The sequence below is a fragment of the Streptomyces sp. PH9007 genome (genome assembly GCF_059813725.1).
The window spans coordinates 2,627,501-2,654,092 of sequence record NZ_CM187440.1; the positions used below are offsets into that span (position 1 = coordinate 2,627,501).

Genomic DNA, 26,592 nt, shown 5'->3' on the forward strand with positions numbered 1-26,592 from the left:
AGCAGCCGTTTCACAAGCACGCGCCGGCGCGGTCCGCGGGCCGCCACGCGTTCCAGGGCGCGCTCCCGTTCCGCGGAGCCGGTAGGGCGTGCGTCACCGCTGGTTCCGGTGGTGGCGGGGCTCCGATATTCGGTAGCGGTCCGCTCCCGCGCGCCCCTAGGCTCCGGCGTTTTGGCTCCGGAGGAAAAGGGGGTTTCTGACATGCGGACGTCCGGGCTGTACCGCGCTGTCGCGGGCAGTAGTTTCCGGCGCTATGCGACGTATCGGGTCGCTACTGCCGCCGGTGTGTTCACCAATACGATGTTCGGCTTCTTCATGAGCTACACGTTTATCGCACTGTGGGATCAGCGCCCCGATCTCGGGGGTTATGACCAGGCGCAGGCGCTCACCTTCGCGTGGGTGGGCCAGGGACTGCTCGCCGCGACCGCCGTCATCGGCGGCGGTTTCCGTGAGGAACTCCAGGAGCGGATCCGTACCGGAGAGGTCTCCATCGACCTCTACCGGCCGGTGGATCTCCAGATGTGGTGGCTTTCGGCCGATCTCGGCCGGGCCGTGTTCCATCTGCTGGGGCGCGGGGTGGTGCCGCTGGCGGTCGGAGCGCTGGTCTTCGAGCTGGCGCTGCCCACCGATCCGCTGCGCTGGCTGTTGTTCGGCTGCGCGGTGCTGCTGGCCCTGCTGGTGAGTTTCGCGATCAACTTCCTGGTGGCCCTGGTCGCCTTCTGGCTGCTGGACGGCAACGGGCTGAACATGGTCAGCAATCTGCTCGGGATGTTCTGTTCCGGGATGGTGATGCCGCTGACGGTGTTCCCCGAACAGCTCGGCACCTTCCTCCAGTGGCTGCCGTGGGCGGCGCTGCTCCAGGTGCCGGCCGATGTGCTGCTGGGCCGGTACTCGGGCGCCGGCGCGTTCGCCGTGCTGCTGTTCCCCCTGGTGTGGGCGGTCGTCCTGCTGCTGCTCGGCCGCGCCGTGCAGGCGGCGGCGACGCGGCGTGTGGTGGTGCAGGGTGGTTGAGGGTCTGCGCGGTTATGCGCTGATCGTCGCGATGTGGTTCCGCTCCACGCTCGCGTACCGCGCCTCGTTCCTGCTGACCACGCTCGGCAACGCCGCGAGCAGCGCGCTGGAATTCGTGGGCATTCTGATCATTTTCTCGCACGTCGACCAGCTGGGTGGTTTCTCGGTCGGCGAGGTGGCGCTCATGTACGCCACCGCCAGTTGTTCCCTGGGGCTCGCGGATCTGTTCCTCGGCAATATGGACCAGCTGGGCGCCCGGATCCGGGACGGCAGCGTGGACACCATGCTGATCCGTCCCGTTCCGCTGTTCGCGCAGGTCGCCGCCGACCGGTTCGTGCTGCGCCGGGTGGGCCGGATCATCCAGGGGGTGCTGGTGCTGTGCTGGGCGATCTCCCGCCTGGACACGACGTTCTCGCCGCTGGAGTACGTGCTGCTCGCCGGGGTGATCGGGTGCGGTGCGGTGATCTTCGGGGCGCTGTGGGCACTCGGCGGGGCGTTCCAGTTCTGGGCGCAGGACGCGGCCCAGGTGCAGAACGCGGTGACCTACGGCGGCAACCGGCTGCTCCAGTACCCGCCGACGATCTACGGCACCGAGCTGCTGCGCGGGGTGACGTACCTCGTCCCGCTGGCCTTTGTGAACTGGATACCGCTGCTGCGGTTGCTGGACCGTGAGAGCCCCCTGGGGCTGCCCGGCTGGGTGGACTTCCTCTCCCCGCTGGTGGCGGTCGCGATGTGTGTGCTGACCGCCGCGGTGTGGCGGGTGGGGATCCGGAACTATCGGAGTACGGGGAGCTGAGATGAGCGGCATGGACACGACGCGGGACGAACTGATCGTGCTGGAGGACCTGGAGAAGGTCTTCCAGGTGCGGCGGAAGGCGGGCCGGTTCCGGCGGACCCGTACCGAGGTGCGGGCGGTGGACGGCATCTCGTTCACCGTGCGGCGCGGGGAGATGGTCGGCTACATCGGGCCGAACGGGGCCGGGAAGTCGACCACGATCAAGATGCTGACCGGGATCCTGACCCCGAGCGGGGGCCGGCTGCGGGTGGCGGGCATCGATCCGCAGCGCGAACGGACCCGGCTGGCCCGCCGGATCGGGGTGGTGTTCGGGCAGCGCACCACGCTGTGGTGGGATCTGCCGCTGCGCGATTCGTACGGTCTGGTGCGGCGCATGTACCGGGTACCGGAGGCGCGGTTCCGGGAGAACCTGGAGCGGTGCGTGGAGCTGCTGGATCTGGCGGAGCTGCTGGACGTACCGGTGCGGCAGTTGTCGCTGGGGCAGCGGATGCGCGGCGACATCGCGGCGGCGCTGCTGCACGATCCTGAGGTGCTGTACCTGGACGAGCCGACGATCGGGCTCGATGTGATCAGCAAGGCGAAGGTGCGCGGGTTTCTGCGGGACCTGAACGCCGAGCGGGGCACGACGGTGCTGCTCACCACCCACGATCTGACCGACATCGAGCAGTTGTGCCGCCGGGTGATGGTGATCGACCACGGCCGGCTGATGTACGACGGCGACCTGGCCGGGCTGCACGAGGCCGGTGCGAGCGAGCGGCAGCTGGTGGTGGATCTGGAGCGCGAGCAGCCGCCGATCAGCGTCGAGGGGGCGCGCACCGTACGGGTGGAGGGCCCGCGCCAGTGGCTGGCGTTCCCGGCCGGGGCGAGCGCGGCACCGCTGGTGGCGCGGGTCGCCGAGGCGTATCCGCTGGTCGATCTGTCGGTGCGGGAGCCGGACATCGAGGACGTCATCGCCCGGATGTACGCCGGGGATGCCCAGGGGGAGGCGGTGGGGGCGACGTCCTGAGGGGGCGGGGCACGCGCGTCGTCGTGCGGGCCCTGCGCGAGGCGTCGCCGGCCGCCGCGCGGGCCCGCGCGGCGGCTACCGTCCGGAGGCGAGTTCGCGGCTGCGGTCGCGGGCCGCCTCCAGCGCCGCGATGAGGGCGGCGCGCACCCCGTGCTTCTCCAGTTCGCGGATCGCGCTGATGGTGGTGCCGCCGGGCGAGGTGACGGCCTCGCGCAGCACGACGGGGTGTTCGCCGCTGTCGCGCAGCATCACGGAGGCGCCGACGGCGGCCTGCACGATCAGGTCGTGCGCCTTGTCGCGGGGCAGGCCGAGCAGGATGCCGGCGTCCGTCATGGCCTCGACCAGGTAGTAGAAGTACGCGGGCCCCGAGCCGGACAGCGCGGTGGCGGCGTCCTGCTGGGACTCCGGCAGCCGCATGGTCGTTCCGACGCCGCCCAGGAGCCGTTCGGCGTGCGCGAGCTGCTCCTCGGTGGCGTGGGCGCCGCCGGAGATGACGGTCATGCCCTCGTCCACCAGCGCGGCGGTGTTGGGCATGGCCCGCACCACCGGCGTACCGGGGGTCAGGCGCTCCTCGACGAAGGCGGTGGGGATGCCGGCGGCGACCGAGATGACGAGCCGGTCGGCGGGGGTGTGCGGGGCGAGTTCGTCGAGCAGGGCGCCCATGTCCTGGGGCTTGACGGACAGGATGAGGGTGTCGGCGGTCTTGGCGGCCTCGGCGTTGGAGACGGCGGTGACCCCGTACCGGGCGCGCAGGGCCTCGGCCCGCTCGGCCCGGCGCGCGGACACCAGCACGTCGCCGGGGGCCCAGCCGCCGCGCAGCATGCCGCCGAGGAGGGCCTCACCGATCTTGCCGGTGCCGAGAACAGCGATCTTCTGAGTCATTCCCCCATGGTGCACCGCGGGCGCAGGGCGTCAGGCCGGTGTCCGCACAGCGGTCAGCCGCACGAGGTACGGCTCGGTGACCTGTCCGTCCGGGAAGACCTCGCGCAGCGCGGCGCGCTCGGCCGCGAGGAGCTCGGCGGTGCGCTCGGCGGGCAGGGTGGCGAGCGTGGAGCAGTCGTACGCTCTCCCCTTCCCGCTCAGCGCCGCTTGCCACCGGCCCCGGCGCGGCCGCCCTTGCGGGAGGGGTTGCGGGAGCGCTTGGAGGTGAGGCGCTCGTACGCCTCGACGGCCGCCTCGTGGTCCATGCGGCGCATCCGCTCGCCCGGTGCCTCCACCGCGCTGCGCAGCGCGTACGCCAGCAGGATCCCGACAAAGCCGATGATCTTGATGCTGCGGAAGGCGGTCTCGTCCTCACCGGCCGCGCGGGGCCGTGTCCAGCCGCTCATGGCGCGGGTGAAGGCCATGGCCGTGCAGCCCGCGAAGGCGACGATCACCAGGATGCGCAGCCAGGACGCGCTCTGCGACAGCGTCAGCCCGTTGTAGCCGAGCTTCAGCCCCAGGACGCCGAGGGCCGCCAGCAGGGACGCCCCGAGGCCGAGCGCGAAGCGCCGGGCCCCGTAACCGCGCGAGTGGTCCACCCAGCTGGTGCCGTAGAAGCGGATCGGGTCCGGCTGGGGTCGCTGTGTCTGGGGTGTGGACATGTTGTCGATTATGACGGGCGGGCCCGCGCCCTTTGTAGGGTGAGTTTCCACTTGTCTCAGGGGGAGCGCCCATGACGGACGGCACCGCGCCGGACAGGCTCGGCGACTACGTGCTGGAACGGCGTCTGGGCAGCGGCGGCATGGGGGTGGTGTACCTCGCCCGCACGGTCGCGGGGCGGCAGGTCGCGGTGAAGGTGATCCGCCGGGAGTACGCCCAGGACCCGGGGTTCCGGGCCCGGTTCCGCCGGGAGGTGGCGGCGGCCCGCAAGGTGGGCGGCGCGTACACCGCCCCGGTGATCGACGCCGACCCGGACGGCGATCCGCCGTGGCTGGCCACGTTGTTCGTGCCCGGCGGTTCGCTCACCGACCGGGTGGGCCGCGACGGCCCGCTGGGGGCGCGCGAGGCGGCGCGGGTGGGCGCGCAGTTGGCGGAGGCGCTGCGGGACATCCACGGCCGGGGGCTGGTGCACCGGGATCTGAAGCCGGGCAATGTGCTGCTGGCCGGGGACGGGGTGCGGGTCATCGACTTCGGCATCTCGCGGGCGCTGTCGGACTCGCACCGGTTGACGGAGACGGGCGCGGTACTGGGCTCGCCGCCGTTCATGGCGCCGGAACAGCTGACCGGCGGCGCCGAGGTGACGCAGGCGGCGGATGTGTTCGCGCTGGGCGCGGTGGTGGCGTTCGCGGCGACCGGGCACAGCCCCTTCGAGTCGGGCGGCGAGCTGCCGGGGCCCGATCCGCTGGCCGTGGCCTACCGGGTGGTGCACGAGGAGCCGGATCTCGCCGCGGTGCCCGAGCCGCTGCGCGAGCTGGTGGCGCTGTGTCTGGCGAAGGACCCGGACCGGCGGCCGGATGTGGCCACGGTGCTGCGGATGGCGGCCTGGGCGGATTCCCGGGCGCAGGCGGGTGAGGTACGGGCGTCGCCGGTGTGGCAGGCCGCGCGGGGTACGGCGGAGCCGGCCACGGGGCCCGGGCCCGTCACGGGCCGGCCGCGCGGGCCGCGCGGGCCGCGCACACCGCGGAGGCTGCTGGTGGCGGGGATCGCGGTGGCCGTCCTGGCGGCGGCCGGGGTCGGGGCGCGGCTGCTGTGGCCGCAGGACGGTTCGACGGCGGCGCCCGCGGGAGACCCCGGCGGGACGTCGGAGGCCCCCGCGCCGGCCGCCGAGCCGTGGGAACTGGACCTGGCCGCGTTCGGGGTGCAGGACGCGCCGACCGAGGGGTTCCGCTGCCGGACGCTGGCCCCGGACGACCTGCTGTGCACGGCGCAGGGGCTGCGTACCGTCGCGCTGGAGGTGTCCGGCGGCGAGCTGTGGCGGCACGACGGGCCGCGCACCGCGATGCTGCCGCCGGAGGGGCTCGCAGCCGGCGAGGTGGTCTTCGCCCGCTCGCAGCAGGGCCTGGTCGCCCTCGATCCGGCCAGCGGCGAGGAGCTGTGGGAGATCGACGCGCCGGAGCTGAACGGGGAGCTGGTGGCCGTGGGCGACCGGATCGCGCTGCGGAACGGCGACAGCACGGTGCGGTTCTACGCCCAGGACGCCCCGGAGCGGGTGGGCCTGTGGGAGGCCCCGGGACGCTATCTGACGGACATGCGGGCCCATAAGGACCAGTTGCTGGTGGTGAGCCGTGAGGAGGAGTCCGGGGGCTTCCCCGAGCTGATGCTGCTGGACGAGTCCGGCAACCCGCGCTGGCACGCCCCGCGCACGCCCCCGGACACCGGGAGCCTGATGGAGCTGGTGGGGCTCGACGCGGAGGCGGCGTACTTCGACGAGTGGGACCCGGACCTGCCGGTGTCGGTGGCCGTGCAGCGGATGGATCTGGACACCGGGGAGTGGACGCGGACGGAGCTGCCGCACACGGCGGATCCGCGCTCGGTGCTCGCGGACGACGGCCTGGTGTACGCGACGGACTCGGCGGGCCGGGTGACGGCGGTGGACGCGGCGGCGGGCGAGATCCGCTGGAGCGAGGACACCGGGGTGAGTGGCGCGTCCGCGCCGACGGTGGCGGACGGCCGGCTGTACACGGTGGACGGGCGGGGGCGGCTGGTCATCGTGGACACCGCCGACGGCAGCACGCTGTGGTCGGGCGAGCCGCACGAGGGCACCCCGGGCCTGGGCAGCGGCGCCTGGGCGCCGGCGCCGGTGGTGGCGGACGGCTGGGCGTACGTGGTGACGCTGGGGAACACGCTCTACTCGGTGCGGCTGCCCGACCTGTGACCCGTGCCCGGGGTGTGTCCTTGTCCCGGACGGCGCCGCCGGGCCGGGGCGGGGCGGCGACTTCTCCCCGGAACGCCGTCGCGGGCCTCGCCGGCCCGGACGAGTGAACCGTCCTGGCCGGCGAGACCCGCGTGGGTACCGCTCCGGCGCCGCCGCCGATCCGGGGCCGGGTGCGGCCCCGGAAGGTCAGCCCTCCAGCTTGCTGATGTCGCGCACCGCGCCCTTGTCCGCGCTCAGGGCCATCGCCGCGTACGCGCGCAGCGCCTGCGACACCTTCCGCTCACGCCCCACCGGCGCGTACCGGCCGCCGAGCGCCTCGCGGCGCGCCGCCAGCTCGGCCTCCGGCACCTGGAGCTCGATGACACGGTTGGGGATGTCGATGCTGATCATGTCGCCGTCCCGGACCAGCGCGATCGCGCCGCCCGAGGCCGCCTCCGGGGAGACATGGCCGATCGACAGACCCGAGGTGCCGCCGGAGAACCGGCCGTCGGTGATCAGCGCGCACTTGGCTCCGAGCCCGCGCCCCTTCAGGAACGCGGTCGGGTACAGCATCTCCTGCATGCCCGGGCCACCCTTGGGGCCCTCGTAGCGGACGACGACCACGTCGCCCTCCTTGACCCGCTTGGCCAGGATCGCGTCGACCGCCTGCTCCTGCGATTCGACGACCACGGCCGGGCCGGTGAAGGTCCAGATCGACTCGTCCACGCCGGCCGTCTTCACCACGGCGCCGTCGGGCGCCAGGTTCCCGGTCAGCACGGCGAGCCCGCCGTCCTCCGAGTACGCGTGGGCCGCGTCGCGGATGCAGCCGCCGGCCGCGTCCACGTCCAGCGTGGCCCACCGCTCGGACTGCGAGAACGCCTGCGCCGAGCGCACACACCCCGGCGCGGCGTGGAACATCTCCACCGCCTCCGGCGCGGGCGAGCCGCCCCGGATGTCCCACTGCTTGAGCCACTCGTCCAGCGAGTCGGCGTGCACGGCGTGCACGTCCTCGTTCAGGTGCCCGGCGCGGTGCAGCTCGCCCAGGATGGCGGGGATGCCGCCGGCCCGGTGGACGTCCTCCATGTGGTACGCCCCGTTCGGCGCGACCTTGCACACGCACGGCACCCGGCGCGAGACGGCGTCGATGTCGGCGAGGCCGAAGTCCAGCTCCGCCTCGACCGCCGCCGCCAGCAGGTGCAGCACGGTGTTGGTGGAGCCGCCCATGGCCACGTCCAGCGCCATCGCGTTCTCGAACGCCGCCCGCGAGGCCAGCGCGCGCGGCAGCACCGTGGCGTCGTCCTGGTCGTAGTACCGCTGGGTGATCTCCACGACGGTACGGCCGGCCGCCTCGTACAGCTCCTTGCGGGCGGTGTGGGTGGCCAGCACCGAGCCGTTGCCGGGCAGGGCCAGGCCCAGCGCCTCGACCAGGCAGTTCATGGAGTTCGCGGTGAACATCCCGGAACACGAGCCGCACGTCGGACAGGCCGCTTCCTCGATCCGCAGCAGGTCCTCGTCCGAGGTGGCGTCGGAGACGGCCTCCGACATGGCGTGCACCAGGTCCAGGTTGGAGCGGACGGTGCCGTCCACCAGGGTCGTCTTGCCGGCCTCCATCGGGCCGCCGGAGACGAAGACGGTGGGGATGTTCAGCCGCAGGGCGGCCATCAGCATCCCGGGGGTGATCTTGTCGCAGTTGGAGATGCAGATCAGCGCGTCCGCGCAGTGCGCCTCCGTCATGTACTCCACGGAGTCGGCGATCAGATCGCGCGAGGGCAGGGAGTACAGCATCCCGCTGTGGCCCATGGCGATGCCGTCGTCCACCGCGATGGTGTTGAACTCGCGCGGGATGCCGCCGGCCGCCTTGATGGCGTCGGAGACGATGCGGCCCACCGGCTGGAGGTGGGTGTGGCCCGGCACGAACTCGGTGAAGCTGTTGGCTACCGCGATGATCGGCTTGCCGAAGTCCTCCCGCTCTACGCCGGCGGCCCGGAGAAGGGCGCGGGCGCCCGCCATGTTGCGGCCGTGGGTGACGGTACGGGACCTCAGGGTCGCCATGATTCTGCTCTCCTTCAGGACATGGAGCTGCGTAGGTCGAGGCTACGCCTCCCGCCCGGGAGGTGGGATGGACATCCCGGAATCCGAGACGGAGCACACAGGGTCGGCGGGGTCGGCGGGGTGCGGCGCCAGCAGCGGAAGCGGGCGCACGCCCGGGGGCACGGCGGCGTGCACGGCCAGCCGCTGCTCGCACAGCCGGGCCAGCTCCTCGTACCCGTCCTTGCCCATCAGCTCGATCAGCTCGGGCCGGTAGGAGACGTACACCGGGCGCCCGGCGCCGTGCGCGCTGGGCGCGCCCGTGCACCACCAGTGCAGGTCGTGGCCGCCGGGGCCCCAGCCGCGCCGGTCGTACTCGCCGATCGACACGTACAGCAGCTCCTCGCCGTCCGGCTGCTCCACCCACTCGTAGGTGCGCCGCACCGGCAGCTGCCAGCAGACGTCGGGCTTGGTCTCCAGCGGCTCGCGGCCCTCGGCGAGCGCCATCGTGTGCAGCGCGCAGCCGGCGCCCGCGCCGAACCCGGGGCGGTTGAGGAAGATGCACGCCCCCTCGAAGCGCCGGGTCTGCCGCTCCCCGTCGTCGTCCAGCTGGACCCAGCCGCGCTCGGAGGTGCCCTCGGCGTGGAACTGCCAGGTCTCGGCGGTCAGCCGGGCGGCGTGCGAGGCCACCCGGGCCTCGTCCTCCTCGTCCGAGAAGTGCGCCCCCAGGGTGCAGCAGCCGTCGGAGGCGCGGCCCGCCTTGATGCCCTGACAGCCGTCGCCGAACACACAGTGCCAGCGGGACGTCAGCCAGGTCAGGTCACAGCGGAAGACCTGCTCGGGGTCGGCGGGATCGGGGAACTCCACCCATGCGCGGGGGTGATCCAGCGCCACCTCGTCGCCGGCGGCACGCCGCCGTGCTCCATCGAGCTGCCTGACTGTTCTGCCCGCCTTCGCCCTCTTCGTGATTGCCACCACGCCAGGGTAAGGGCCCCGGGTAGCGTTGACCCTCATGAGGCTCGGTGTTCTCGACGTGGGATCCAATACGGTGCATCTGCTGGTCGTCGACGCGCATCCGGGTGCGCGGCCGCTGCCGGCCTACTCGCACAAGGCGGAGTTGCGGCTGGCGGAGTTGCTGGACGACAAGGGTGCGATCGACACCGTCGGGATAGAGCGACTGATCGCGGTGGTCAAGGAAGCGCTGGAGGTCGCCGAGGACCAGGGGGTGGCCGAGCTGCTGCCGTTCGCGACCTCGGCGGTGCGCGAGGCGAGCAACGCGGACGTGGTGCTGGAACGTGTGGCGCGGGAGACCGGCGTGGCCCTCCAGGTGCTCTCGGGGGCGGACGAGGCGCGGCTGACGTTCCTGGCCGCGCGCCGCTGGCTGGGCTGGTCGGCGGGGCGGCTGCTGCTGTTCGACATCGGCGGCGGCTCGCTGGAGATCGCGTACGGGGTGGACGAGGCGCCGGACACGGCGGTGTCGCTGCCGCTGGGCGCGGGGCGGCTGACGGCGGCACGGCTGCCCGGGGATCCGCCGGACGCCGCGGCGGTGAAGGCGCTGCGGCGCGAGGTGCGGAGCGAGATCGCCCGGGTGGTCGGCGACTTCACCCGTTTCGGGGCGCCGGACCGGGTGGTGGCCACCTCCAAGACGTTCCGGCAGCTGGCGCGGCTGGCGGGCGCGGCACGGGCGGCGGAGGGGCTGTACGTACGGCGTGACCTGAGCCGTGAGGACCTGCGCTCGTGGGCGCCGAAGCTGACGGTGATGCCGGCGGCGGAGCGGGCCCAGCTGCCGGGGGTCTCGCAGGGGCGGGCTCCGCAGCTGCTGGCCGGGGCGGTGGTCGCGGAGGCGGCGCTGGATCTGTTCGACGTGGATTCGGTGGAGATCTGCCCGTGGGCGCTGCGCGAAGGGGTGATCCTGCGCCGGCTGGACGGGATGCGCAACGGCTCCCCCGAGCGGTGACGACGCCCGGCCGCCCCGCCCGGAGGGGCGGGGCGCGGGTGCCGGGGCGGCCCTGTGCGGTGCGCGGTCCCGTGCGCGGTCCTATGCGGTGCGCCGCCGCAGCGTGGCGGAGCCCAGGATCAAGACGCCGAGCGCGACGGCCGCGACGATGCCCAGGTCGCGCAGGTAGTGGCCGGTGATGCCGCTGTGCTGGAGCACCTGCTGGGCGGCGTCCACGGAGTAGGACATGGGCAGCACGTTGGAGACGTACTGGAGCACCGGCTGCATGGTGTCGCGCGGCGCGAACAGCCCGCACAGCAGCAGTTGCGGGAAGACGAACGCCGGCATGAACTGCACCGCCTGGAACTCGGAGGCGGCGAAGGCCGAGACGAACAGGCCCATCGCCGTGCCGAGCAGGGCGGTGAGGACGGCGACGAGCAGCAGCAGCCAGGGCGATCCGGCGACGGTGAGGTTCAGCAGCCACACGGCGAGCCCGGTGACCAGCCCCGCCTGGAGGACGGCGAGGGTGCCGAAGGCCAGCGCGTAGCCGAGGATCAGGTCGGCCTTGGCCAGGGGCATGGCGAGCAGCCGTTCCAGGGTGCCGGAGGTGCGTTCGCGCAGGGTGGCGATGGAGGTCACCAGGAACATGGTCAGCATCGGGAAGATGCCGAGCAGGGACGATCCGATGCGGTCGAACTCGGCGTTCTTGTTGTCGAAGACGTAGTAAAGCAGCGTCAGCAGCAGCACCGGGACGAGCAGCAGCAGCGCCACGGTGCGCGGATCGTGGCGCAGCTGGCGCAGGACGCGGCGGGCGGTGGCGAGGGTACGGGCGGGGCTCACGTGGACGCGCCTCCCTCGGCGCCGGTGCCGGTGTCGGCGGCGCTGTCGACCAGGTGCAGGAACGCGCCCTCGATGGTGGCGGTGCCGGTGGTGGCGCGCAGTTCGTCCGGGCTGCCCTCGGCGAGGAGGACACCCTCGCGCATCAGCAGCAGCCGGTGGCAGCGGTCGGCCTCGTCCATCACGTGCGAGGAGATCAGCAGCGTGGTGCCGCGTTCGGCGGCCAGCCGGTGGAACAGGTCCCACAGGTCGCGCCGCAGCACCGGATCGAGGCCGACCGTCGGCTCGTCCAGGATCAGCAGCTCGGGGGCGCCGAGCAGGGCGACGGCCAGCGAGACCCGGGAGCGCTGACCGCCGGAGAGCGCGGCGGTGAGCGCGTCCGCCTTGCCGGTCAGGTCCACGTCGCCGAGCGCCGCGGTGACCGCTTCCGCGCGCCGGGCGCGCGGGATGCCGAGCACGGCGGCGAAGTAGTCGAGGTTCTGCCGCACGGTCAGGTCCCGGTAGACGGACGGGTCCTGGGTGACGTACCCGAGCCGGTGCCGCAGCGGCGGGCTGCCGGCCGGCAGGCCGAGCACCTCCAGGGTGCCGCTGACCCGGGCCTGGGCGCCGACGACGGCGCGCATCAGGGTGGTCTTGCCGCAGCCGGACGGGCCCAGCAGCCCGGTGACGCTGCCGGATGGGACGGTGAAGTCCAGCTCCCTGATCACCCGGGCCCCGCCGCGGACGACATCGAGACCGGTGGCCCGTACCGCGGCGGTGACAGCGTCCGCGTCCGGTCGTTTATTCATCATGCGATGAATATTGCTGCGCACGGCTGCGCCCGTCAAGCGAAAGCGGCCCCTTAGGCTGGAGCGCGTGGCACATCAGGCGAAACCGGGGACGAAGGTCGCGCTGTCGACCGCCTCGGTGTATCCGGAGAACACCGCGGCCGCCTTCGCGATAGCCGCTCGCCTCGGCTACGACGGGGTCGAGGTCATGGTGTGGACCGACCCGGTGAGCCAGGACATCGAGGCACTGCGCCGGCTCTCCGACCAGTACGGGGTGCCGGTGCTCGCCATTCACGCCCCCTGCCTGCTGGTGACCCAGCGGGTGTGGTCCACCGACCCGTGGCGCAAGCTGCTCCGGGCCCGCGACGCCGCCGACCGGCTCGGCGCGAGCACCGTGGTCGTGCACCCGCCGTTCCGCTGGCAGCGCGGCTACGCCAGGGACTTCGTGGCCGGCGTCGGCCGGATGGCGCACGAGACGGACGTCAGGTTCGCCGTGGAGAACATGTACCCCTGGCGGTACCGGGACCGCGAGATGCTCGCGTACGCGCCCGGCTGGGACCCCACCGAGGAGGACTTCCGGCACTTCACCCTCGATCTGTCGCACGCGGCGACCTCCCGCAGCGACGCCCTGGCCATGGCCGCCCGGATGGGCGACCGGCTCGGGCACGTCCACATGGGCGACGGCAGCGGCTCGGGACGGGACGAGCACCTGGTGCCGGGACGCGGCACCCAGCCCTGCGCGGAGCTGCTGCACACGCTGGCGGCGGCCGGGTACGACGGGCACGTGGTGATCGAGGTCAACACCCGGCGGGCCATGTCGGCGGCCGAGCGGGAGGCCGACCTGGCGGAGGCGCTGGCCTACACCCGGATGCACCTGCGCGCCGGGGCGGCGGCCGGAGGCCCCGACAGTGAGCGCTGAGGACATCCGGGCCGCCGCGCCGCGGGACGGCACGGAGGGGAGCGAAGGAACGCCGCGCAGGCGGCGGGGCCGGCCGGCCAAGGGCGAGAGCGGCGGCGGGCCCGGCACCCAGGACCGGATCCTGGCATCGGCCCGCGAGCTGTTCGCCGAGCGCGGCTACGAGAAGACCTCGGTCCGGGCCGTCGCGCGCGGCGCGGAGGTCGACCAGGCGCTCGTGCACCACTACTTCGGTACGAAGGAAGGTCTGTTCTCCGCGGCCGTGGCGCTGACGGCGGCGCCGGTGACCGACCGGATCGCCGTCCTGGACCGGGTCGCGCCGGAACGGGCGGGCGAGGAGTTCACCCGGATGTTCTTCCGGATCTGGGAGAACCCGGTGACGCGCGCGCCGCTGCTGGCGATCGTCCGCTCGGCACTCACCCACGAGACGGCGGCCCGGATCTTCCGCGAGTTCATCGCGGGTCAGCTGCTGTCGCGGCTGGCCGGAACCCTGGACGCGGCCGACGCGCAGTTGCGCGCCGAACTGGCGGCGGCCCAGCTGGTGGGCACGGTGCTGCTGCGGTACGCGCTGAAGATGCCGCCGATCGCCACCGAGGACGCCGAGACCCTGATCGCCCGCCTGGCCCCGGTGGTCCAGCACCACCTGACCGGCAGCGCCCCACCGGCGCGCTGAGCGGGCCGTACGCCGCGCCGTCCGGGCGGCTCCGGTCAGGTCGGCTCGGCGGGCGGCGGGTCCGACGGGGCCGGGTCGGGCGCGGGCGGGTCCGTCGGCTCCGGGGTGGGCTCCTCGGTCGGGGGCGGCGGGGTCGGGGTCGGCTCGGGGGACTGCTGGCCGTGGCCCTCGATGGTGACCGTGGCGCCCGCGGGCTCGATGGTGATCCGGCCCTGCCACGGCCCGGACGGCTCCCGCGCCCGGTCCACCGTCACCACCAGCGTGACCGACTCCCCCGGCTGCAACGTGCCCGACGTGGCACTCAGCCACAGCCACTCCGCCGACCACACCGCGCTCCACCGCACCGGCGCGCCGCCCGAGGCGGTCAGCTTGATCTCCGTACCGGTGCCGGTGGACATCGCGTCCACCGTCAGCCGCCCGGGCCGCGCCGGGCGGGTGCCCTCGCCCCCGCGCCCGTCCGACGCGGCGGGCGGGGACGGTGACCGAGGGTCCGCCTCGGGCGAGGCGTCACCCGGCTCCCGCTCCTCCGTCTCCCCGGCGGCCTCGTCCGCCGGTTCGCGCCCGCCGTCCGCCTCCAGCTCGGCCGAGTCCTCCCAGCGCCCGGTGTTCTCGTACGCGTAGTCGTCGCCGCCGGCCGTGCCCAGGCCGCGGTCGTCCTCGGACGCCGACGCGTCCGGCCCGCTCGCCTCCCCCGTCACCGGCGCGCCCCGGTACGCCGCCCACAGCGCCAGCGCGGGCGCCGCCAGCACCGTGGCGACCACCGTCGTGGTCACCGCCCGGCTGCGCAGGCGGTCCCGGCGCGCCGCGCGGTCCTTCTCCGTCAGCGGGAACCCCGAGCGGTCGAACCGCGGCGTGTACTGGGCCCGCGCCCGCTCCACCACCAGCAGCGCGGCGTGCACGGCCGAACGCGGCGCCGCCACGACGGCCAGCCGCGCCTCGCCCGGCGCCGTCCCCGGCCAGGTCACGCCCGCCATCGCCCGCTGGGCCGCCCGCCGGCACACCGCACAGCCGTCCACGTGCCGCACCAGTTCCCGGCGCAGACCGGGACGCAGCAGCATGAGCCGGTCCTCGCCGGCCAAGGAGGCCACCGTGGGGCAGCCGCCCGTCTCCACCGCCGCCAGCGACGCCCGGGTGCGCTCCACCTCGCACGCGCCGCTGGTCAGCAACGCCCGCGCCGCGTCCACGGAGAGCCGCAGCACCAGCGCCACCTCGGCCGGTGACAGCTGGTGACGCACCGCCAGCTCCAGCGCCTCCCGCTGCTCCGGGCTGGTACCCGCCGCCTCCGGCCAGGCCAGCGCCGCCAGTTCACGGCGGCGCAGCTGGGCCTCCGCCCCGGCAGTGCCCACAGTCCGGGGCTCCGCCGGGCCGCCCGCCTCCCGCTGCACGGCGAGCCGCCGCAGACACGTCCAGCGGGCCAGCGCGTACAGCCACGCCCGGGACTGGCCGGGGGCGGCCGGCCGGCGGCCCCGGTCGTGCTGCCGCCGCGCCAGGGCCAGCGCCTCGCCGAGCGCGGCCGTGGCGGTGTCGTGCTCGCACATGATGGACAGGCAGTACGTGAACAGGCCGTCCAGATGGGCGTCCTCGTACGCCGCCGGGCGGCGGCCCCGCCGTTCCGTCCCCTTGCCCGCGGCCTTGCCGGCGGCGGCCTTGTCCGCCGCCGCCCGCCCGCGGGGAACGCGATGAGCGCCGGGCGCCGAGGCGGGGCGGGGGCGCGTCGTGGTGCGTGTGGAACGCTCGGGGCAGCTGTTCATTACCAGGCGACGGTAGGCGCCCGGCGGACGCCCAAGAACCCGACCGGCACAAGGTTCCTCCTAATGGGTGACAAGGGGCGCTGATCCGCTGTCAGTGCCCGGGGTTAACGTCGACGCATGGCTCGTAAATCTGATCGCCCCGCCTACCGGTGTACGGAGTGCGGCTGGTCCACCGCCAAGTGGCTGGGCCGCTGCCCCGAATGCCAGGCGTGGGGCACCGTGGAGGAAGTGGGCGGCGCCCCCGCGGTGCGGACGGCGGCGGTGGCCCGGGTGGTGTCCCCGGCCGTGCCGATCGGCCAGGTCGACACCCAGCGGGTGACCGCGCGCAGCACCGGGGTGCCGGAGCTGGACCGGGTGCTGGGCGGCGGCCTGGTGCCGGGCGCCGTGGTGCTGCTGGCCGGCGAGCCGGGGGTCGGCAAGTCCACGCTGCTGCTCGACGTGGCCGCCAAGGCCGCCTCGGCCGAGCACCGCACGCTGTACGTCACGGGCGAGGAGTCGGCCGGGCAGGTGCGGCTGCGGGCGGACCGGATCGGGGCGGTCCACGACGAGCTGTATCTGGCCGCCGAGACCGATCTGGGGTCCGTGCTGGGCCAGCTGGACGCGGTGAAGCCCTCCCTGCTGGTGCTGGACTCGGTGCAGACCGTGGCCTCCGCCGAGATCGACGGCGCGCCCGGCGGCATGGCCCAGGTCCGGGAGGTGGCGGGGGCGCTGATCAGGGCCGCCAAGGAACGCGGCATGGCCACGCTGCTGGTGGGCCACGTCACCAAGGACGGGGCGATCGCCGGGCCCCGGCTGCTGGAGCACCTGGTGGACGTGGTGCTGCACTTCGAGGGCGACCGGCACGCCAGGCTGCGGCTGGTGCGCGGCGTGAAGAACCGGTACGGGGCCACCGACGAGGTCGGCTGCTTCGAACTGCACGACCAGGGCATCACCTCGCTCGCCGACCCCTCGGGCCTGTTCCTGACCCGGCGCGAGGAGCCGGTGCCCGGCACCTGCCTGACGGTCACCCTGGAGGGGCGGCGCCCGCTGGTCGCCGAGGTGCAGTCGCTGACGGTCAGCACCCAGATCCCGTCCCCGCGCCGTACCACCTCGGGCCTGGAGACCTCCCGGGTGTCGATGATGCTGGCGGTGCTGGAGCAGCGCGGGCAGATCACCTCGCTGGGGAAGAACGACATCTACACGGCCACCGTGGGCGGGGTGCGGCTGTCGGAGCCGGCCGCCGACCTGGCGGTGGCGCTGGCGCTGGCGAGCGCGGCCAGCGACACCCCGCTGCCGAACAACCTGGTGGCGATCGGCGAGGTCGGTCTGGCCGGCGAGGTGCGGCGGGTGACCGGGGTGCAGCGGCGGCTGGCTGAGGCGGCCCGGCTGGGGTTCACGCACGCGCTGGTCCCGGCGGACTCGGGCGAGGCCCCGGCGGGCATGCGGGTGCTGGAGGTCGCGGACATCGGCGAGGCGCTGCGGGTGCTGCCGCGCGGGCCGCGCCGCTCGCGGGGCACCGATGACGGGGGCGGTGAGCGGGCCGGGAGCGGAGCGTCAGAACGGGTGACGGGGGCACGCCGGTAGACTCATCCGGACTCAAGCGGTTTCGTCACCGGAGGAAGAGATGGCAGCCAACGACCGGCCGGCGGGTCCCGGCAGGGCCGGGGGTGCCGGGGGAGGTTCCGGAGCGGACGGACTGCTGCGCGCTTCGCTGAGCGCGGTGGCCCCCGGAACCCAGCTGCGGGACGGCCTGGAGCGCATCCTGCGGGGCAACACGGGCGGCCTGATCGTCCTCGGCGTGGACCGTACCGTCGAATCCCTGTGCACCGGCGGTTTCGTGCTGGACGTGGAGTTCACCGCGACCCGGCTGCGCGAGCTGTGCAAGCTGGACGGCGCGGTGATCGTGGACCGCGACATCACCAAGATCGTCCGCGCGGGCGTGCAGCTGGTCCCGGACGCGAGCATCCCGACCGAGGAGACCGGCACCCGGCACCGTACGGCGCAGCGGGTCTCCATCCAGACCGGGTTCCCCGTGGTGTCGGTCAGCCAGTCGATGCGGCTGATCGCCCTGTACCTGGACGGGCAGCGGCGGGTCCTGGAGGACTCGGGCGCCATCCTGTCCCGGGCGAACCAGGCGCTGGCCACCCTGGAGCGGTACAAGCTGCGGTTCGACGAGGTCGCGGGCACCCTGTCGGCGCTGGAGATCGAGGACCTGGTCACGGTCCGCGACGTGGCGGCGGTGGCGCAGCGGCTGGAGATGGTGCGCCGGATCGCGGCCGAGATCGCCGAGTACGTGGTGGAGCTGGGCACGGACGGGCGGCTGCTGTCGCTCCAGCTGGACGAGCTGATCGCGGGCGTGGAGCCGGAGCGGCAGCTGATCGTGCGCGACTATCTGCCGGAATCGGCGCAGGGCACGGAGCCCCCGGGCGGCAAGCGTTCGCGCCGGGTGGGCACGGCGCTGTCCGAGCTGGACGCGCTGACCCACGCCGAGCTGCTGGAACTGCCCATCGTGGCGCGGGCGCTGGGCCACGGCGCCTCGCCCGAGGCGCTGGACGGCGCGGTCTCCCCGCGGGGTTTCCGGCTGCTGGCGAAGGTTCCGCGGCTGCCCGGTCTGGTCATCGACCGGCTCGTGGACCACTTCGGCGGGTTGCAGAAGCTGCTGGCCGCGAGTGTGGACGACCTGCAGGCGGTGGACGGGGTCGGGGAGACCCGGGCGCGCTCGGTGCGCGAGGGCCTGTCCCGGCTGGCCGAGTCCTCGATCCTGGAACGGTACGTCTGAGGCTGTCGGTCCGGTGAGCGTGGTGTCCGGATGATGTCTCCACCGAGGAGCCACGCGCTGCGAGGCGCGGAGCTGACGCCGTGTCTCCGGCTGCGGCTGGTGGCGAGGGCCATGGCTTTCCCGCGCCGGGTTGGCCGCACCAGCGCATGAGGATTCGCACGGAAGTGACGCATCCATCATTTCCCGGAAGAGAGCCACCGGATCTCGATAAAGCCTTGTCCAGGGACAGGGGTAGGGTGCGCCCCGTGAGCGGGTTGCTCACATGCGCTGCGCGAAGGAGTAATCGGTGCCCAGGTCCCTCTTCACTTACCGGAAGATGAACAGCGGGGCCAAGCAATCCGCCGCCGGACGAGCCGCCGGACGAGAGGCGCCCTCGCAGAACACCGTGGTGAATGAACGTGAGCGGCGTTTCCCGAATTCCTTCGCGCAGGACGGTTCGAGCGTTTCGGCCGGGAACATGCCTCGCGAAATCATTGCGATATTTCCCGCATCTGCCGCGCTCGAAATCAAGGAGGTTTTGTCCTCGGCCGCCGGTGCGCCCGCCCCGGCCTCGGTGACACATGCGGCCCCACCACACCGGAGGGTCGCTGCCCCGGCGCGTCCCACCGATCATCCCGCCGCGACGGGACGGCGCGGGCCCGCCGATCGGCCCGGCAGGTCCGATCCGGATGGCACAGGCCATGAACAGGCCCGTCGCCGGCGAGACGTCGGGCCCTGGCGATGACGGAAGCCCTCGTTCTCTCGCTGATCTTCGCGGGCGCACTGGTTCAACGGGTGGCGGGGCTGGGATTCGCCATGGTCGCCTCCCCCTTTCTCGTGCTCATCATCGGACCGGATCAGGGCGTGCTGGTGATCAACGCACTGGGAGCCGCATCCGCCCTGCTGGTCGTCACCCGGGTATGGCGAGACATAGACTGGCGAATATTCACATGGTTGGCGATTCCCGCCTTCCTCGCCGTTCTGCCCGCTGTCCAGTACGCAGCCGCCAACGAAAGCCCCGTGCTGTTCGTCACCATCGGCGTGATCTCGATCGCCGCCATCACGTTCTCTCTGGGCGTGCGGCGACTCGATGTGCGCTTCTCGGGCCGCGCCGCGATGGTCATCGCCGGCGGCTCTGCCGGCCTGTCGAACGCGATCGCGGGAATGGGCGGGCCGCCCCTGACCGCGTATGCCATTCTCCGTGACTGGCCGCACCGTTCATTCGTCGCGACCATCCAGCCGTTGTTTCTGGTGATGGGAATCGCGTCCCTGAGCGCGAAGCTCTTCTTGTTCCCGGTCACGGTGCCACCGTGGCCCTGGTGGATGTGGACAGCGATCTTCGCTTGCCTCGTTCTCGGTGTTCTGCTCGGTGACCGCGCCGATCAGAGATTCAAGCCTTCCACCCTCCGCACGTGGATCATTGTCATCGCGCTCACGGGGGCTGCCATGGTGCTGATCCGAGGTCTGGTGATGCTGTCCACAGCCTGACCCACCGGACCTTGTCGTGGTGTTGACCGACGAAGGGGCGGCAGGAGCCGACGGCACGCCGCCGGCTGCGGTGGGGGCGCCGACGCCGGGATGCCGCCGCCATCTCTCAAGCCGGGCTCCGCAGCACCGCGGTCCTCATCAGGCCGGGCGAGGGGCCCCACCGGCACGTACCGGAGGACAGGCCCGGGCCCGGAAGGTCGGGGCCCGCGTCCGCGTTCAGTCGCGGTTCAGCCGGAAGGATGTCTTCGCGACGGGGAAACCGTCCACCGCGGCCTCGGCGACGTACGTCCCGGCGGCGGCCGGCGCGCCCGGTTCGCCGCTGTCGCAGTCACCGGCGTTGTGCCGGCGGTCCCACAGCACGGTGTGGGTGGCGCTGTCCCCGGCCGGGACAGCCACCAGCTGACGGCTCTTGCCGGTGGGGCACACCCCGGAGGACCACACTTCCTCGTCCTCGCTGTCGGCGACGGTGAGCGTCAGGGCGCCGTGGCCGAAGTCCAGCGCGCAGGAGTCGCCCGAGGAGTTCTCGGCGCTGAGCCGCAGTTCGGGCTTCTCGCCGGGCGCGTAGGCGTTCTCCGCGCTGCGCAGCGAGAGGGTCACCGCGCCGGGCCCGCAGCCGGGGAGCCCGGCCCCGCTCGTACCGCCGTTCCCGCTGCCGCCGCTCCCCTGGGAGCCGGCCTCCGCGCCGTCGTCGGCGCCGTCCTCGCCGGCCGGGTCGCCGCCGTCGCCGTTCCCGCCCCCGGAGGTGTCGCCCTCCGGGTCGCCGGAGTCGGCGCCGTCCCCCTCGGCGTCGTCCGCTCCGCCGCTGTCGCCCGCGCCGTCCTCCTCGTCCTCCTCGTCCTCCTCACGGCCGCCCGGCCGTTCGTCGATGAGGTCCTCGTCGGCGGTGGGCCCGGGGGTGAGGGACTGCGCGGGGCCGTCCGCGTCGTCCGAGGCGCCGGTGTTCTGCGTGCCGCCGCCCGAGCGGGTGGCCCAGAAGGCCAGCGCCGCCACCAGCGCGACCACCAGCAGCACAATGACCCTCCGCCGCCAATAGATGGAGGAGGGCAGCGGACCGACAGGTGTGCGCAGAGATCCCACGCGGAAACCTTACGAGACGGTGGCGGGGCTCCGACGCCTCACCCGGGTCTGGGCAGGGCACCATTGCGTATCGAACGGTTAGCCCGCAGGGCTGTCACAACGGCGGGGCCGCTTGGGCGCCGTGCGCCGGACATGCCAGGATCATCAGGCCATGACTGCGACGAGCACGACGACGCGAGAAGCCGAACCCACCGCCCTCCACACCCCCGTCATCGACTGGTTCGACCAGCATGCCCGCGATCTGCCCTGGCGGCGCCCCGAAGCGGGGGCGTGGGGGGTCATGGTCAGCGAGTTCATGCTGCAGCAGACCCCGGTCAACCGGGTGCTGCCGGTGTACGAGGAGTGGCTCACCCGCTGGCCACGCCCCGCCGACCTGGCCGCCGAGGCCGCCGGTGAGGCGGTCCGTGCCTGGGGCCGCCTCGGATACCCCCGCCGGGCGCTGCGGCTGCACGGCGCCGCCGCCGCCATAGCGGAACGGCACGGCGGTGATGTTCCCAAGGACCACCATCAGTTGCTGGCGCTGCCCGGCGTCGGGGAGTACACGGCCGCGGCCGTGGCCTCCTTCGCGTACGGGCAGCGGCACGCGGTGCTGGACACCAACGTCCGCCGGGTGTTCGCCCGCGCGGTGAGCGGCTCCCAGTACCCGCCGAACGCCACCACCGCCGCCGAGCGCAAGCTGGCCCGGATGCTGCTGCCGGAGGACGACACCACGGCCTCGCGCTGGGCGGCGGCCACCATGGAGCTGGGTGCGCTGGTGTGCACGGCGCGCACGCCGTCGTGCGGTGGCTGCCCGATCGCCGACCTGTGCGCCTGGCGTGGCGCGGGCTCCCCCGCCCACGAGGGGCCGCCGCGCCGGGGCCAGACGTACGCGGGGACCGACCGGCAGGTGCGCGGCAAACTGCTCGCCGTTCTGCGGGAGTCGACCCGGCCGGTGGAGCGGGCCGCGCTGGACGCGGTGTGGCACGACCCGGAGCAGCGGGCCCGCGCCCTGACCGGGCTGCTCACCGATGGTCTGGTGGAACGTCTCCCGGACGGGCGTTACCGGCTGCCCGGCACGGACTGACGCGGATCGCCGCTCCGGTGCCGGACCGGCCGGCCGCACGGCCGGTCACGGAGCGGCGGCGAACACCACCGAGACGACGAGCCCCCCGTCCGTCCCCGGGCGGGCGGTGACCTTGGCCCGGTGGGCCTCGGCGATCGAGGCGACGATGGACAGGCCGAGACCGTGCCCCGAGACGCTGGTGCGGTCCTGGCCGAGGCGCTGGAACGGTTCGAAGATCCGCTCCACCTGGCCGGGTTCCACCGGGGGGCCGGTGTTGACGACGGTGAGCGTGCGTCCGGCGAGCCGCACCGTCACGGTGCCGCCGGGCCGGTTGTACCGTACGGCGTTGTCCACCAGGTTGGTCACCAGGTGCCGCAGCAGCACCGGGTCCCCGGCCACCGGCAGCGGCCCCCCGGTGTCCAGGGAGACGGCGACCTCCCGTTCCGCCGCCCGTGGCCCCCATTCCCTGATCGCCTGCCGGGCGGCGTCCGCCAGATCGCTCTCCCAGCTCTCCTCCTCGTCCAGGCCGAGATCGCTGCGGGCGAGCAGCAGCAGGGAGGCGATCAGCCGCTCCGCGTCCCGGTTGACGGCGAGCAGTTCCTCCCGTACCTCCGCCAGCCCTTCCGGGAGCGGATCGGCGAGCCCCACCTCCAGGCTGGTGCGCTGGACGGCCAGCGGGGTGCGCAGTTCGTGGGAGGCGTTGGCGACGAAGCGGCGGCGGCTCTCGAAGGACTTCTCCAGCCGGTCCAGCATGCTGTCGAAGGTGGAGGCGAGCCGGTGGAGTTCGTCGTCGGGGCCGGTGAGCGCGAGGCGTTCGTGCAGGTGCTGCTCGCTGATCCGGCGGGCGGTGTCGGTGACGGCGGCGACCGGCCGCAGCGCCCGGCCGGCGAGCCACCAGCCCATGAGGCCGGTCAGCGCGGCGATCAGCAGCAGGCCGATCGCGGACCACAGCAGCAGCTGCCGGAGCACGGTGTCCTGCACCGCGCGGACCGTCTCGTCCACCAGCCGCAGGGCCACGCCGTCCGGCAGGGGCTCGTCCCGGGGCGCGGGCGACGTCCCGGCCCCCGTGGGGCCCACCGGTTGCATCGGGCCCGAGGAGCCGCTCTCCTGACATCCGGCGCCCGCGGGCTGCGTCAGGCAGTCCAGGCGGACCACCTCCATGGAGCTGACCTGCTGGGCCGTGCCGTGCCGGGCCAGCAGCACCACGAAGGTGAGCAGGGCGACGCCGGCGAGCAGGAGCAGGCCGGTGATGGCCAGGGCGAGGCGGGCGCGGAAGGTCGGCCGGGGCAGGCGTCGCCACCGGCTCGGCCCGTTGCGCGGATCCGGCCTCCCCGGGCCCGTCAGCCGCACAGCCGGTACCCCTCGCCGGTGTCCGCGGCGATGAGGTCCGGGGTGCCCAGCTTTCCGCGCAGCCGGCTGACGGTGGCGCGCACGGCGCTGGTCCGGGGGTTCAGGTGCTCGTCCCACACGGCGCGCACCAGTTCCCGGTGGGGCACCGCCTCGCCGCCCGCCTCCATCAGCATCCGCAGGACGGCGAACTCCTTGGGGGTGAGTTCCAGGGGGGTGCCGTCGATCCTGACCTCGTGCCGGGCCCGGTCCAGGACGATGCCGCCGTGCCGCAGGGCGACCGCCGCCGGTTTGGGGGCGCGGCGGCTCAGGGCCCGTACGCGGGCGACGAGTTCGGTGAAGTCGAAGGGCTTGGCGAGATAGTCGTCGGCGCCCAGCTGCTCCAGGCCGTAGACCCGGTCCCCGATCTCCCCGGCGGCCGTCAGCATGAGGATGCGCGGCGGGTCGGCCCGTTCGTTGAGCCGCCGGCACACCTCGTCGCCCGTCAGCACCGGCAGGTCGCGGTCCAGGATCAGCACGTCGTACTCGGTGAGCAGGCACATCCGCTCGGCCTCGTCGCCGGACGCGGCGATGTCGACCGCCATGGACTGCCGGCGCAGGCCGGTGGCGATGTTCCGCGCGAGCACACGGTGGTCTTCGGCTACCAGGATCCGCATGGCGCCGATGAAAGCACGGGCCGGGTTGCAGCGGGGTAAGCGTGCGCGGCGGCGGAGCTTATCCGCGTGTAACGGGCCTTACCCGCCTGCAAACGTCCGCCTGGTGTGCTCTGCGGCATGAACTTCGTCAAGCGCGCGGCCCACAGCCTCGCAGCCAGGAAGGGCAGAACCGCGATGCTGCTGGGGATCTTCCTGGTCATCGGCGTGCTGCTGCTCGGCAGCTCCCTGCTGCGCGGCGCGACGGCCCGGCAGGAGGCGGACGCCCAGCGCCGGATCGGCGTGGACGTCACGGTGCGCGGGGACGGGCTGACCACGGAGACCGCCGCCGCGCTGGGCGGGTCGCCCTTGGTGGAGCGGTACAACCCGACGCTGCGGGGGACGACGGCGCCGCCGGGTCTTGACCCCGTCACCGCGGACGCGCCGGAGCCGGCCGGGGCGGAGGACGACGGCCGGGACGACGCCGGGGGCGACGGGCTGGCGCTGAGCGGGATCCGCGACAGCGGGCTGCTGCTCGACTTCGCCCGGGGCCGTACGGAGCTCGTCGCCGGCCGCGGCATCACCGCACAGGACGCGGACCGCGAGGTTCTCCTGCTGGAGGAACGGCTGGCCGAGCGCAACGGGCTGCGGGTCGGGGACACCGTCGAACTGGCCTCGCCGGACGGCGCGGTACGCACCCCCTTCGAGATCATCGGCCTCTACCGCTCGCCGCTGCCCACCCCCGCCGAGTGGGTGCCGCCCCGGGACATCCCCGCCAACCAGCTCTACGCGCCCCTTCCGGCGGTCTCCGCACTCGGGTTCGGCACCGCGCTGGACGAGGCGGTCCTCAAGGTGGGTTCCCCGGACGAGGCACGGGAAGTGGCGGCGCTGGCGGAACGGCTGCTGGGCCCGGGCGGGTTCCGCGCCGACATCAACGACAAGGCGTACCGGGAGCAGGTCGAGCCGATCCAGCGGGTCGGCGCGCTCGCGGGCGTGTTCGGGTGGCTGGCCTCGCTGGGCGGCGCGGCGGTGCTCGGGCTGATCGTGACGCTGGAGATCCGGTCCCGGCGCGCCGAACTGGGGATGCTGCTCTCCCTCGGTGAGCAGAAGTGGAAGCTCATCGGCCAGCACACGGCGGAGGCGGTGGCCGTCGCCGTTCCCGCCCTGGCGCTGGCGGCCGTGCTCGGGCTGGCCCTGGCCCGGCCGGCGGGCGAGGCGCTGCTGCCGCCGTCACCGGACGGGCCGGCTCCGCTGCTGATGACGGCGGGCGATGTGGGCTCGGTCGCCGCGATCGGGCTCGGCATCGCGCTGGTGGCCACCGTCCTGCCCGGCGCCGGCATCGTGCGCCTGCATCCGCGCTCCCTCCTCACCCACAGCGAATAACCGAAGGCGAACACGGTCATGAATGTCATCACCCGCGCGGCGCTGAGTCTGCGCTCCCGCCCCGGCAGAACCCTGCTCATGCTGCTGACCTTCCTGGTCATCTCCGTCATGGTGCTCAGCGGCGTCCTCATCAGGGACGCCGCGGCGCAGGCCGGACGGGAGGCGAGGGAGCGGGTCGGCGCCGAGGTCGCACTGGAACTCGACATGGACGCGCTGGTGAGCGGCGGGCAGCTGACCGCGCCGCGGATCGGCGCGGAGACGGTGGACCGCATCGGCGGTTCCCCGCTGGTCGAGAAGTACACCTACCGGTCCTTCGACGGCACCCGGCTGCTCGGCGGGCACTCCACCGTCGGCGACGGGTTCGGCGACGGCCACACCCTGGTGCACGGTGTCCTGGACTCCTCGCTGCTGCCCGACTTCAGCGGCGGAACCTGGCGGCTGCTGTCCGGCGCGCCGATCACGGCCGAGGACCAGGACCGGAACGTGATCCTCATCGAGGAGCGGCTGGCGCGGCACAACCAGCTCGCGGTGGGCGACACCCTCACCCTCACCGAGAACGACCCCGCGGGCGACAACCAGGCGGACTTCACCGTCCAGGGCATCTTCCGCAACCCCTCCGACGAGCCGGACCCGGAGTACTGGCAGGAGCCGGGTGACTGGCTGATCATCCCGGCGCGGGCGCTGAGCCGGTTGAACTCCGGGGGTGACGACGTGCCGGTGCAGGTCGGCTCGGCCACCTTCCAGCTCAAGGACCCCGGGACGTTCGACGCGTTCACGGCGATGGCCCGCGAGACGGCGGGGGCGGAGCTGGAGGGGTTCGCGCTCACCGTCAACGACAAGGCGATCCAGCAGATGACCGGCCCGCTGCGCGGCATCACCTCGTCCGCGACGGCCGCCATGTGGCTGATCGGTGGGGCGGGCGCCGTCGTGCTGGGCCTGTTCACCGCGCTCACGGTCAAGGGCCGTCGCCGGGAGTGCGGCATTCTGCTGGCGATGGGCGAGCGGAAGGGGAAACTGATCGCCCAGCAGACCCTGGAGATCGTGGTGGTCGCGGCGTTCGCCATCGCGATGAGCGCGGTCCTCGCCGAGCGGGTGACGCAGTGGGCGGGCGATGCGCTGCTGCGGCGGGAAGTCACCGCCGCCCACGAGGAGATCGACGCATGGCAGGCCCCGGCGCCCGGCTCCACCGGGCTCGCCGAAGGCATCGACCCCCTGGACGCGCCGGTCGAGAACGCCGACCCCATCGACACGATCACCGTACGTCTTGACCCCTCGGCCGTGGGCGCCCTCGCCGGCGTCGGACTCGGCATCGGGCTGCTCGCCGCCGCCGTACCGGCCACCGCCGTCCTGCGGCTGACCCCCCGTACGATCCTCACGAAGGGCATCTGAC

23 protein-coding genes are annotated in these 26,592 nt (G+C 73.5%); 13 read left to right on the plus strand and 10 right to left on the minus strand.

The window, feature by feature from the left end:
- The first annotated feature begins 201 nt into the window (after positions 1–201).
- The 3 genes from ACTFAP_RS11925 to ACTFAP_RS11935 are packed head-to-tail and all read left to right on the plus strand — an operon-like array spanning position 202 to position 2,813.
- Positions 202–1,011 carry an ABC transporter permease gene (locus ACTFAP_RS11925; protein ID WP_500469038.1) on the plus strand — a complete coding sequence of 270 codons (810 nt, stop codon included), beginning with the start codon at positions 202–204 and terminating at the stop codon, positions 1,009–1,011.
- Between the two features lie 31 nt (positions 1,012–1,042).
- Entirely contained in the window at positions 1,043–1,807 is a 765-nt protein-coding gene (locus ACTFAP_RS11930; RefSeq protein WP_500469456.1) for an ABC transporter permease, read from the plus strand.
- A 1-nt stretch (position 1,808) separates the two neighbouring features.
- Complete coding sequence (locus tag ACTFAP_RS11935) at positions 1,809–2,813, plus strand: ABC transporter ATP-binding protein (protein ID WP_390118716.1); 1,005 nt, start codon at positions 1,809–1,811, stop codon at positions 2,811–2,813.
- Positions 2,814–2,888: 75 nt separating this feature from the next.
- On the opposite strand, the gene proC is transcribed toward ACTFAP_RS11935, so the two are convergent.
- Together proC and ACTFAP_RS11945 are read right to left on the minus strand one after the other, a co-directional pair.
- Positions 2,889–3,695: a pyrroline-5-carboxylate reductase gene (gene proC / locus ACTFAP_RS11940; protein ID WP_500469039.1), complete on the minus strand. Its 807-nt coding sequence runs from the start codon at positions 3,693–3,695 to the stop codon at positions 2,889–2,891.
- A gap of 197 nt (positions 3,696–3,892) precedes the next feature.
- On the minus strand, positions 3,893–4,396 hold the full coding sequence (locus ACTFAP_RS11945) for a hypothetical protein (protein ID WP_495684541.1): 504 nt from the start codon (positions 4,394–4,396) through the stop codon (positions 3,893–3,895).
- Between the two features lie 71 nt (positions 4,397–4,467).
- On the opposite strand from ACTFAP_RS11945, the gene ACTFAP_RS11950 reads away from it, so the two are divergent.
- Positions 4,468–6,609 (plus strand): protein kinase domain-containing protein, encoded by a 2,142-nt coding sequence (locus tag ACTFAP_RS11950; protein WP_495684542.1) that lies wholly within the window; start codon positions 4,468–4,470, stop codon positions 6,607–6,609.
- A 186-nt stretch (positions 6,610–6,795) separates the two neighbouring features.
- Here ACTFAP_RS11950 and ilvD read toward each other — a convergent pair whose 3' ends face one another.
- Together ilvD and ACTFAP_RS11960 are read right to left on the minus strand one after the other, a co-directional pair.
- Complete coding sequence (gene ilvD / locus ACTFAP_RS11955; RefSeq protein ID WP_495684543.1) at positions 6,796–8,640, minus strand: dihydroxy-acid dehydratase; 1,845 nt, start codon at positions 8,638–8,640, stop codon at positions 6,796–6,798.
- 42 nt (positions 8,641–8,682) lie between these two features.
- A complete protein-coding gene (locus ACTFAP_RS11960) occupies positions 8,683–9,630 on the minus strand; it encodes a DUF3109 family protein (RefSeq protein WP_390118702.1) in 948 nt (315 codons plus the stop codon).
- Here ACTFAP_RS11960 and ACTFAP_RS11965 point away from each other — a divergent pair.
- A complete protein-coding gene (locus ACTFAP_RS11965; RefSeq protein WP_495684544.1) occupies positions 9,629–10,573 on the plus strand; it encodes a Ppx/GppA phosphatase family protein in 945 nt (314 codons plus the stop codon). The two genes, ACTFAP_RS11960 and ACTFAP_RS11965, sit on opposite strands and share 2 nt — an antisense overlap.
- An 81-nt stretch (positions 10,574–10,654) precedes the next feature.
- Here ACTFAP_RS11965 and ACTFAP_RS11970 read toward each other — a convergent pair whose 3' ends face one another.
- Positions 10,655–11,392 carry an ABC transporter permease gene (locus tag ACTFAP_RS11970; protein ID WP_495684545.1) on the minus strand — a complete coding sequence of 246 codons (738 nt, stop codon included), beginning with the start codon at positions 11,390–11,392 and terminating at the stop codon, positions 10,655–10,657.
- A complete protein-coding gene (locus tag ACTFAP_RS11975) occupies positions 11,389–12,180 on the minus strand; it encodes an ABC transporter ATP-binding protein (protein WP_500469040.1) in 792 nt (263 codons plus the stop codon). Before ACTFAP_RS11975 ends, ACTFAP_RS11970 begins: the two co-directional genes overlap by 4 nt.
- Before the next feature lie 55 nt (positions 12,181–12,235).
- Between ACTFAP_RS11975 and ACTFAP_RS11980 the strand changes: the two genes are divergently transcribed.
- Together ACTFAP_RS11980 and ACTFAP_RS11985 are read left to right on the plus strand one after the other, a co-directional pair.
- Positions 12,236–13,075, plus strand: coding sequence for a sugar phosphate isomerase/epimerase family protein (locus ACTFAP_RS11980; RefSeq protein ID WP_390118769.1), 840 nt, complete (start codon positions 12,236–12,238; stop codon positions 13,073–13,075).
- Positions 13,065–13,745: a TetR/AcrR family transcriptional regulator gene (locus ACTFAP_RS11985; RefSeq protein ID WP_500469041.1), complete on the plus strand. Its 681-nt coding sequence runs from the start codon at positions 13,065–13,067 to the stop codon at positions 13,743–13,745. Before ACTFAP_RS11980 ends, ACTFAP_RS11985 begins: the two co-directional genes overlap by 11 nt.
- A gap of 35 nt (positions 13,746–13,780) precedes the next feature.
- Here the strand turns inward: ACTFAP_RS11985 and ACTFAP_RS11990 are convergent, their stop codons facing one another.
- The gene (locus ACTFAP_RS11990; RefSeq protein WP_500469042.1) at positions 13,781–15,496 is read right to left on the minus strand and encodes a BACON domain-containing protein; all 1,716 of its coding nucleotides are present in this window, start codon (positions 15,494–15,496) and stop codon (positions 13,781–13,783) included.
- A 117-nt stretch (positions 15,497–15,613) separates the two neighbouring features.
- On the opposite strand from ACTFAP_RS11990, the gene radA reads away from it, so the two are divergent.
- The 3 genes from radA (at position 15,614) to ACTFAP_RS12005 (ending at position 19,721) form a co-directional block, all read left to right on the plus strand.
- Positions 15,614–17,059, plus strand: coding sequence for a DNA repair protein RadA (radA, locus tag ACTFAP_RS11995; RefSeq protein ID WP_500469043.1), 1,446 nt, complete (start codon positions 15,614–15,616; stop codon positions 17,057–17,059).
- 40 nt (positions 17,060–17,099) lie between these two features.
- Positions 17,100–18,254, plus strand: coding sequence for a DNA integrity scanning diadenylate cyclase DisA (gene disA, locus ACTFAP_RS12000; RefSeq protein WP_386540198.1), 1,155 nt, complete (start codon positions 17,100–17,102; stop codon positions 18,252–18,254).
- Positions 18,255–18,974: 720 nt separating this feature from the next.
- Positions 18,975–19,721 (plus strand): TSUP family transporter, encoded by a 747-nt coding sequence (locus ACTFAP_RS12005; RefSeq protein ID WP_500469044.1) that lies wholly within the window; start codon positions 18,975–18,977, stop codon positions 19,719–19,721.
- A 216-nt stretch (positions 19,722–19,937) separates the two neighbouring features.
- On the opposite strand, the gene ACTFAP_RS12010 is transcribed toward ACTFAP_RS12005, so the two are convergent.
- The gene (locus ACTFAP_RS12010) at positions 19,938–20,798 is read right to left on the minus strand and encodes a hypothetical protein (protein WP_500469045.1); all 861 of its coding nucleotides are present in this window, start codon (positions 20,796–20,798) and stop codon (positions 19,938–19,940) included.
- 151 nt (positions 20,799–20,949) lie between these two features.
- Between ACTFAP_RS12010 and ACTFAP_RS12015 the strand changes: the two genes are divergently transcribed.
- A complete protein-coding gene (locus ACTFAP_RS12015; RefSeq protein WP_390118674.1) occupies positions 20,950–21,861 on the plus strand; it encodes an iron-sulfur binding domain-containing protein in 912 nt (303 codons plus the stop codon).
- Positions 21,862–21,906: 45 nt separating this feature from the next.
- Here the strand turns inward: ACTFAP_RS12015 and ACTFAP_RS12020 are convergent, their stop codons facing one another.
- Both ACTFAP_RS12020 and ACTFAP_RS12025 read right to left on the minus strand, forming a co-directional pair.
- Positions 21,907–23,190 carry a sensor histidine kinase gene (locus tag ACTFAP_RS12020; RefSeq protein ID WP_500469046.1) on the minus strand — a complete coding sequence of 428 codons (1,284 nt, stop codon included), beginning with the start codon at positions 23,188–23,190 and terminating at the stop codon, positions 21,907–21,909.
- A complete protein-coding gene (locus ACTFAP_RS12025; RefSeq protein ID WP_500469047.1) occupies positions 23,181–23,843 on the minus strand; it encodes a response regulator transcription factor in 663 nt (220 codons plus the stop codon). Before ACTFAP_RS12025 ends, ACTFAP_RS12020 begins: the two co-directional genes overlap by 10 nt.
- A gap of 117 nt (positions 23,844–23,960) precedes the next feature.
- Here ACTFAP_RS12025 and ACTFAP_RS12030 point away from each other — a divergent pair, with 117 nt between their 5' ends.
- A complete protein-coding gene (locus ACTFAP_RS12030) occupies positions 23,961–25,202 on the plus strand; it encodes an ABC transporter permease (protein ID WP_500469048.1) in 1,242 nt (413 codons plus the stop codon).
- 18 nt (positions 25,203–25,220) lie between these two features.
- Positions 25,221–26,591, plus strand: coding sequence for an ABC transporter permease (locus ACTFAP_RS12035; protein WP_500469049.1), 1,371 nt, complete (start codon positions 25,221–25,223; stop codon positions 26,589–26,591).
- Position 26,592: the final 1 nt, after the last annotated feature.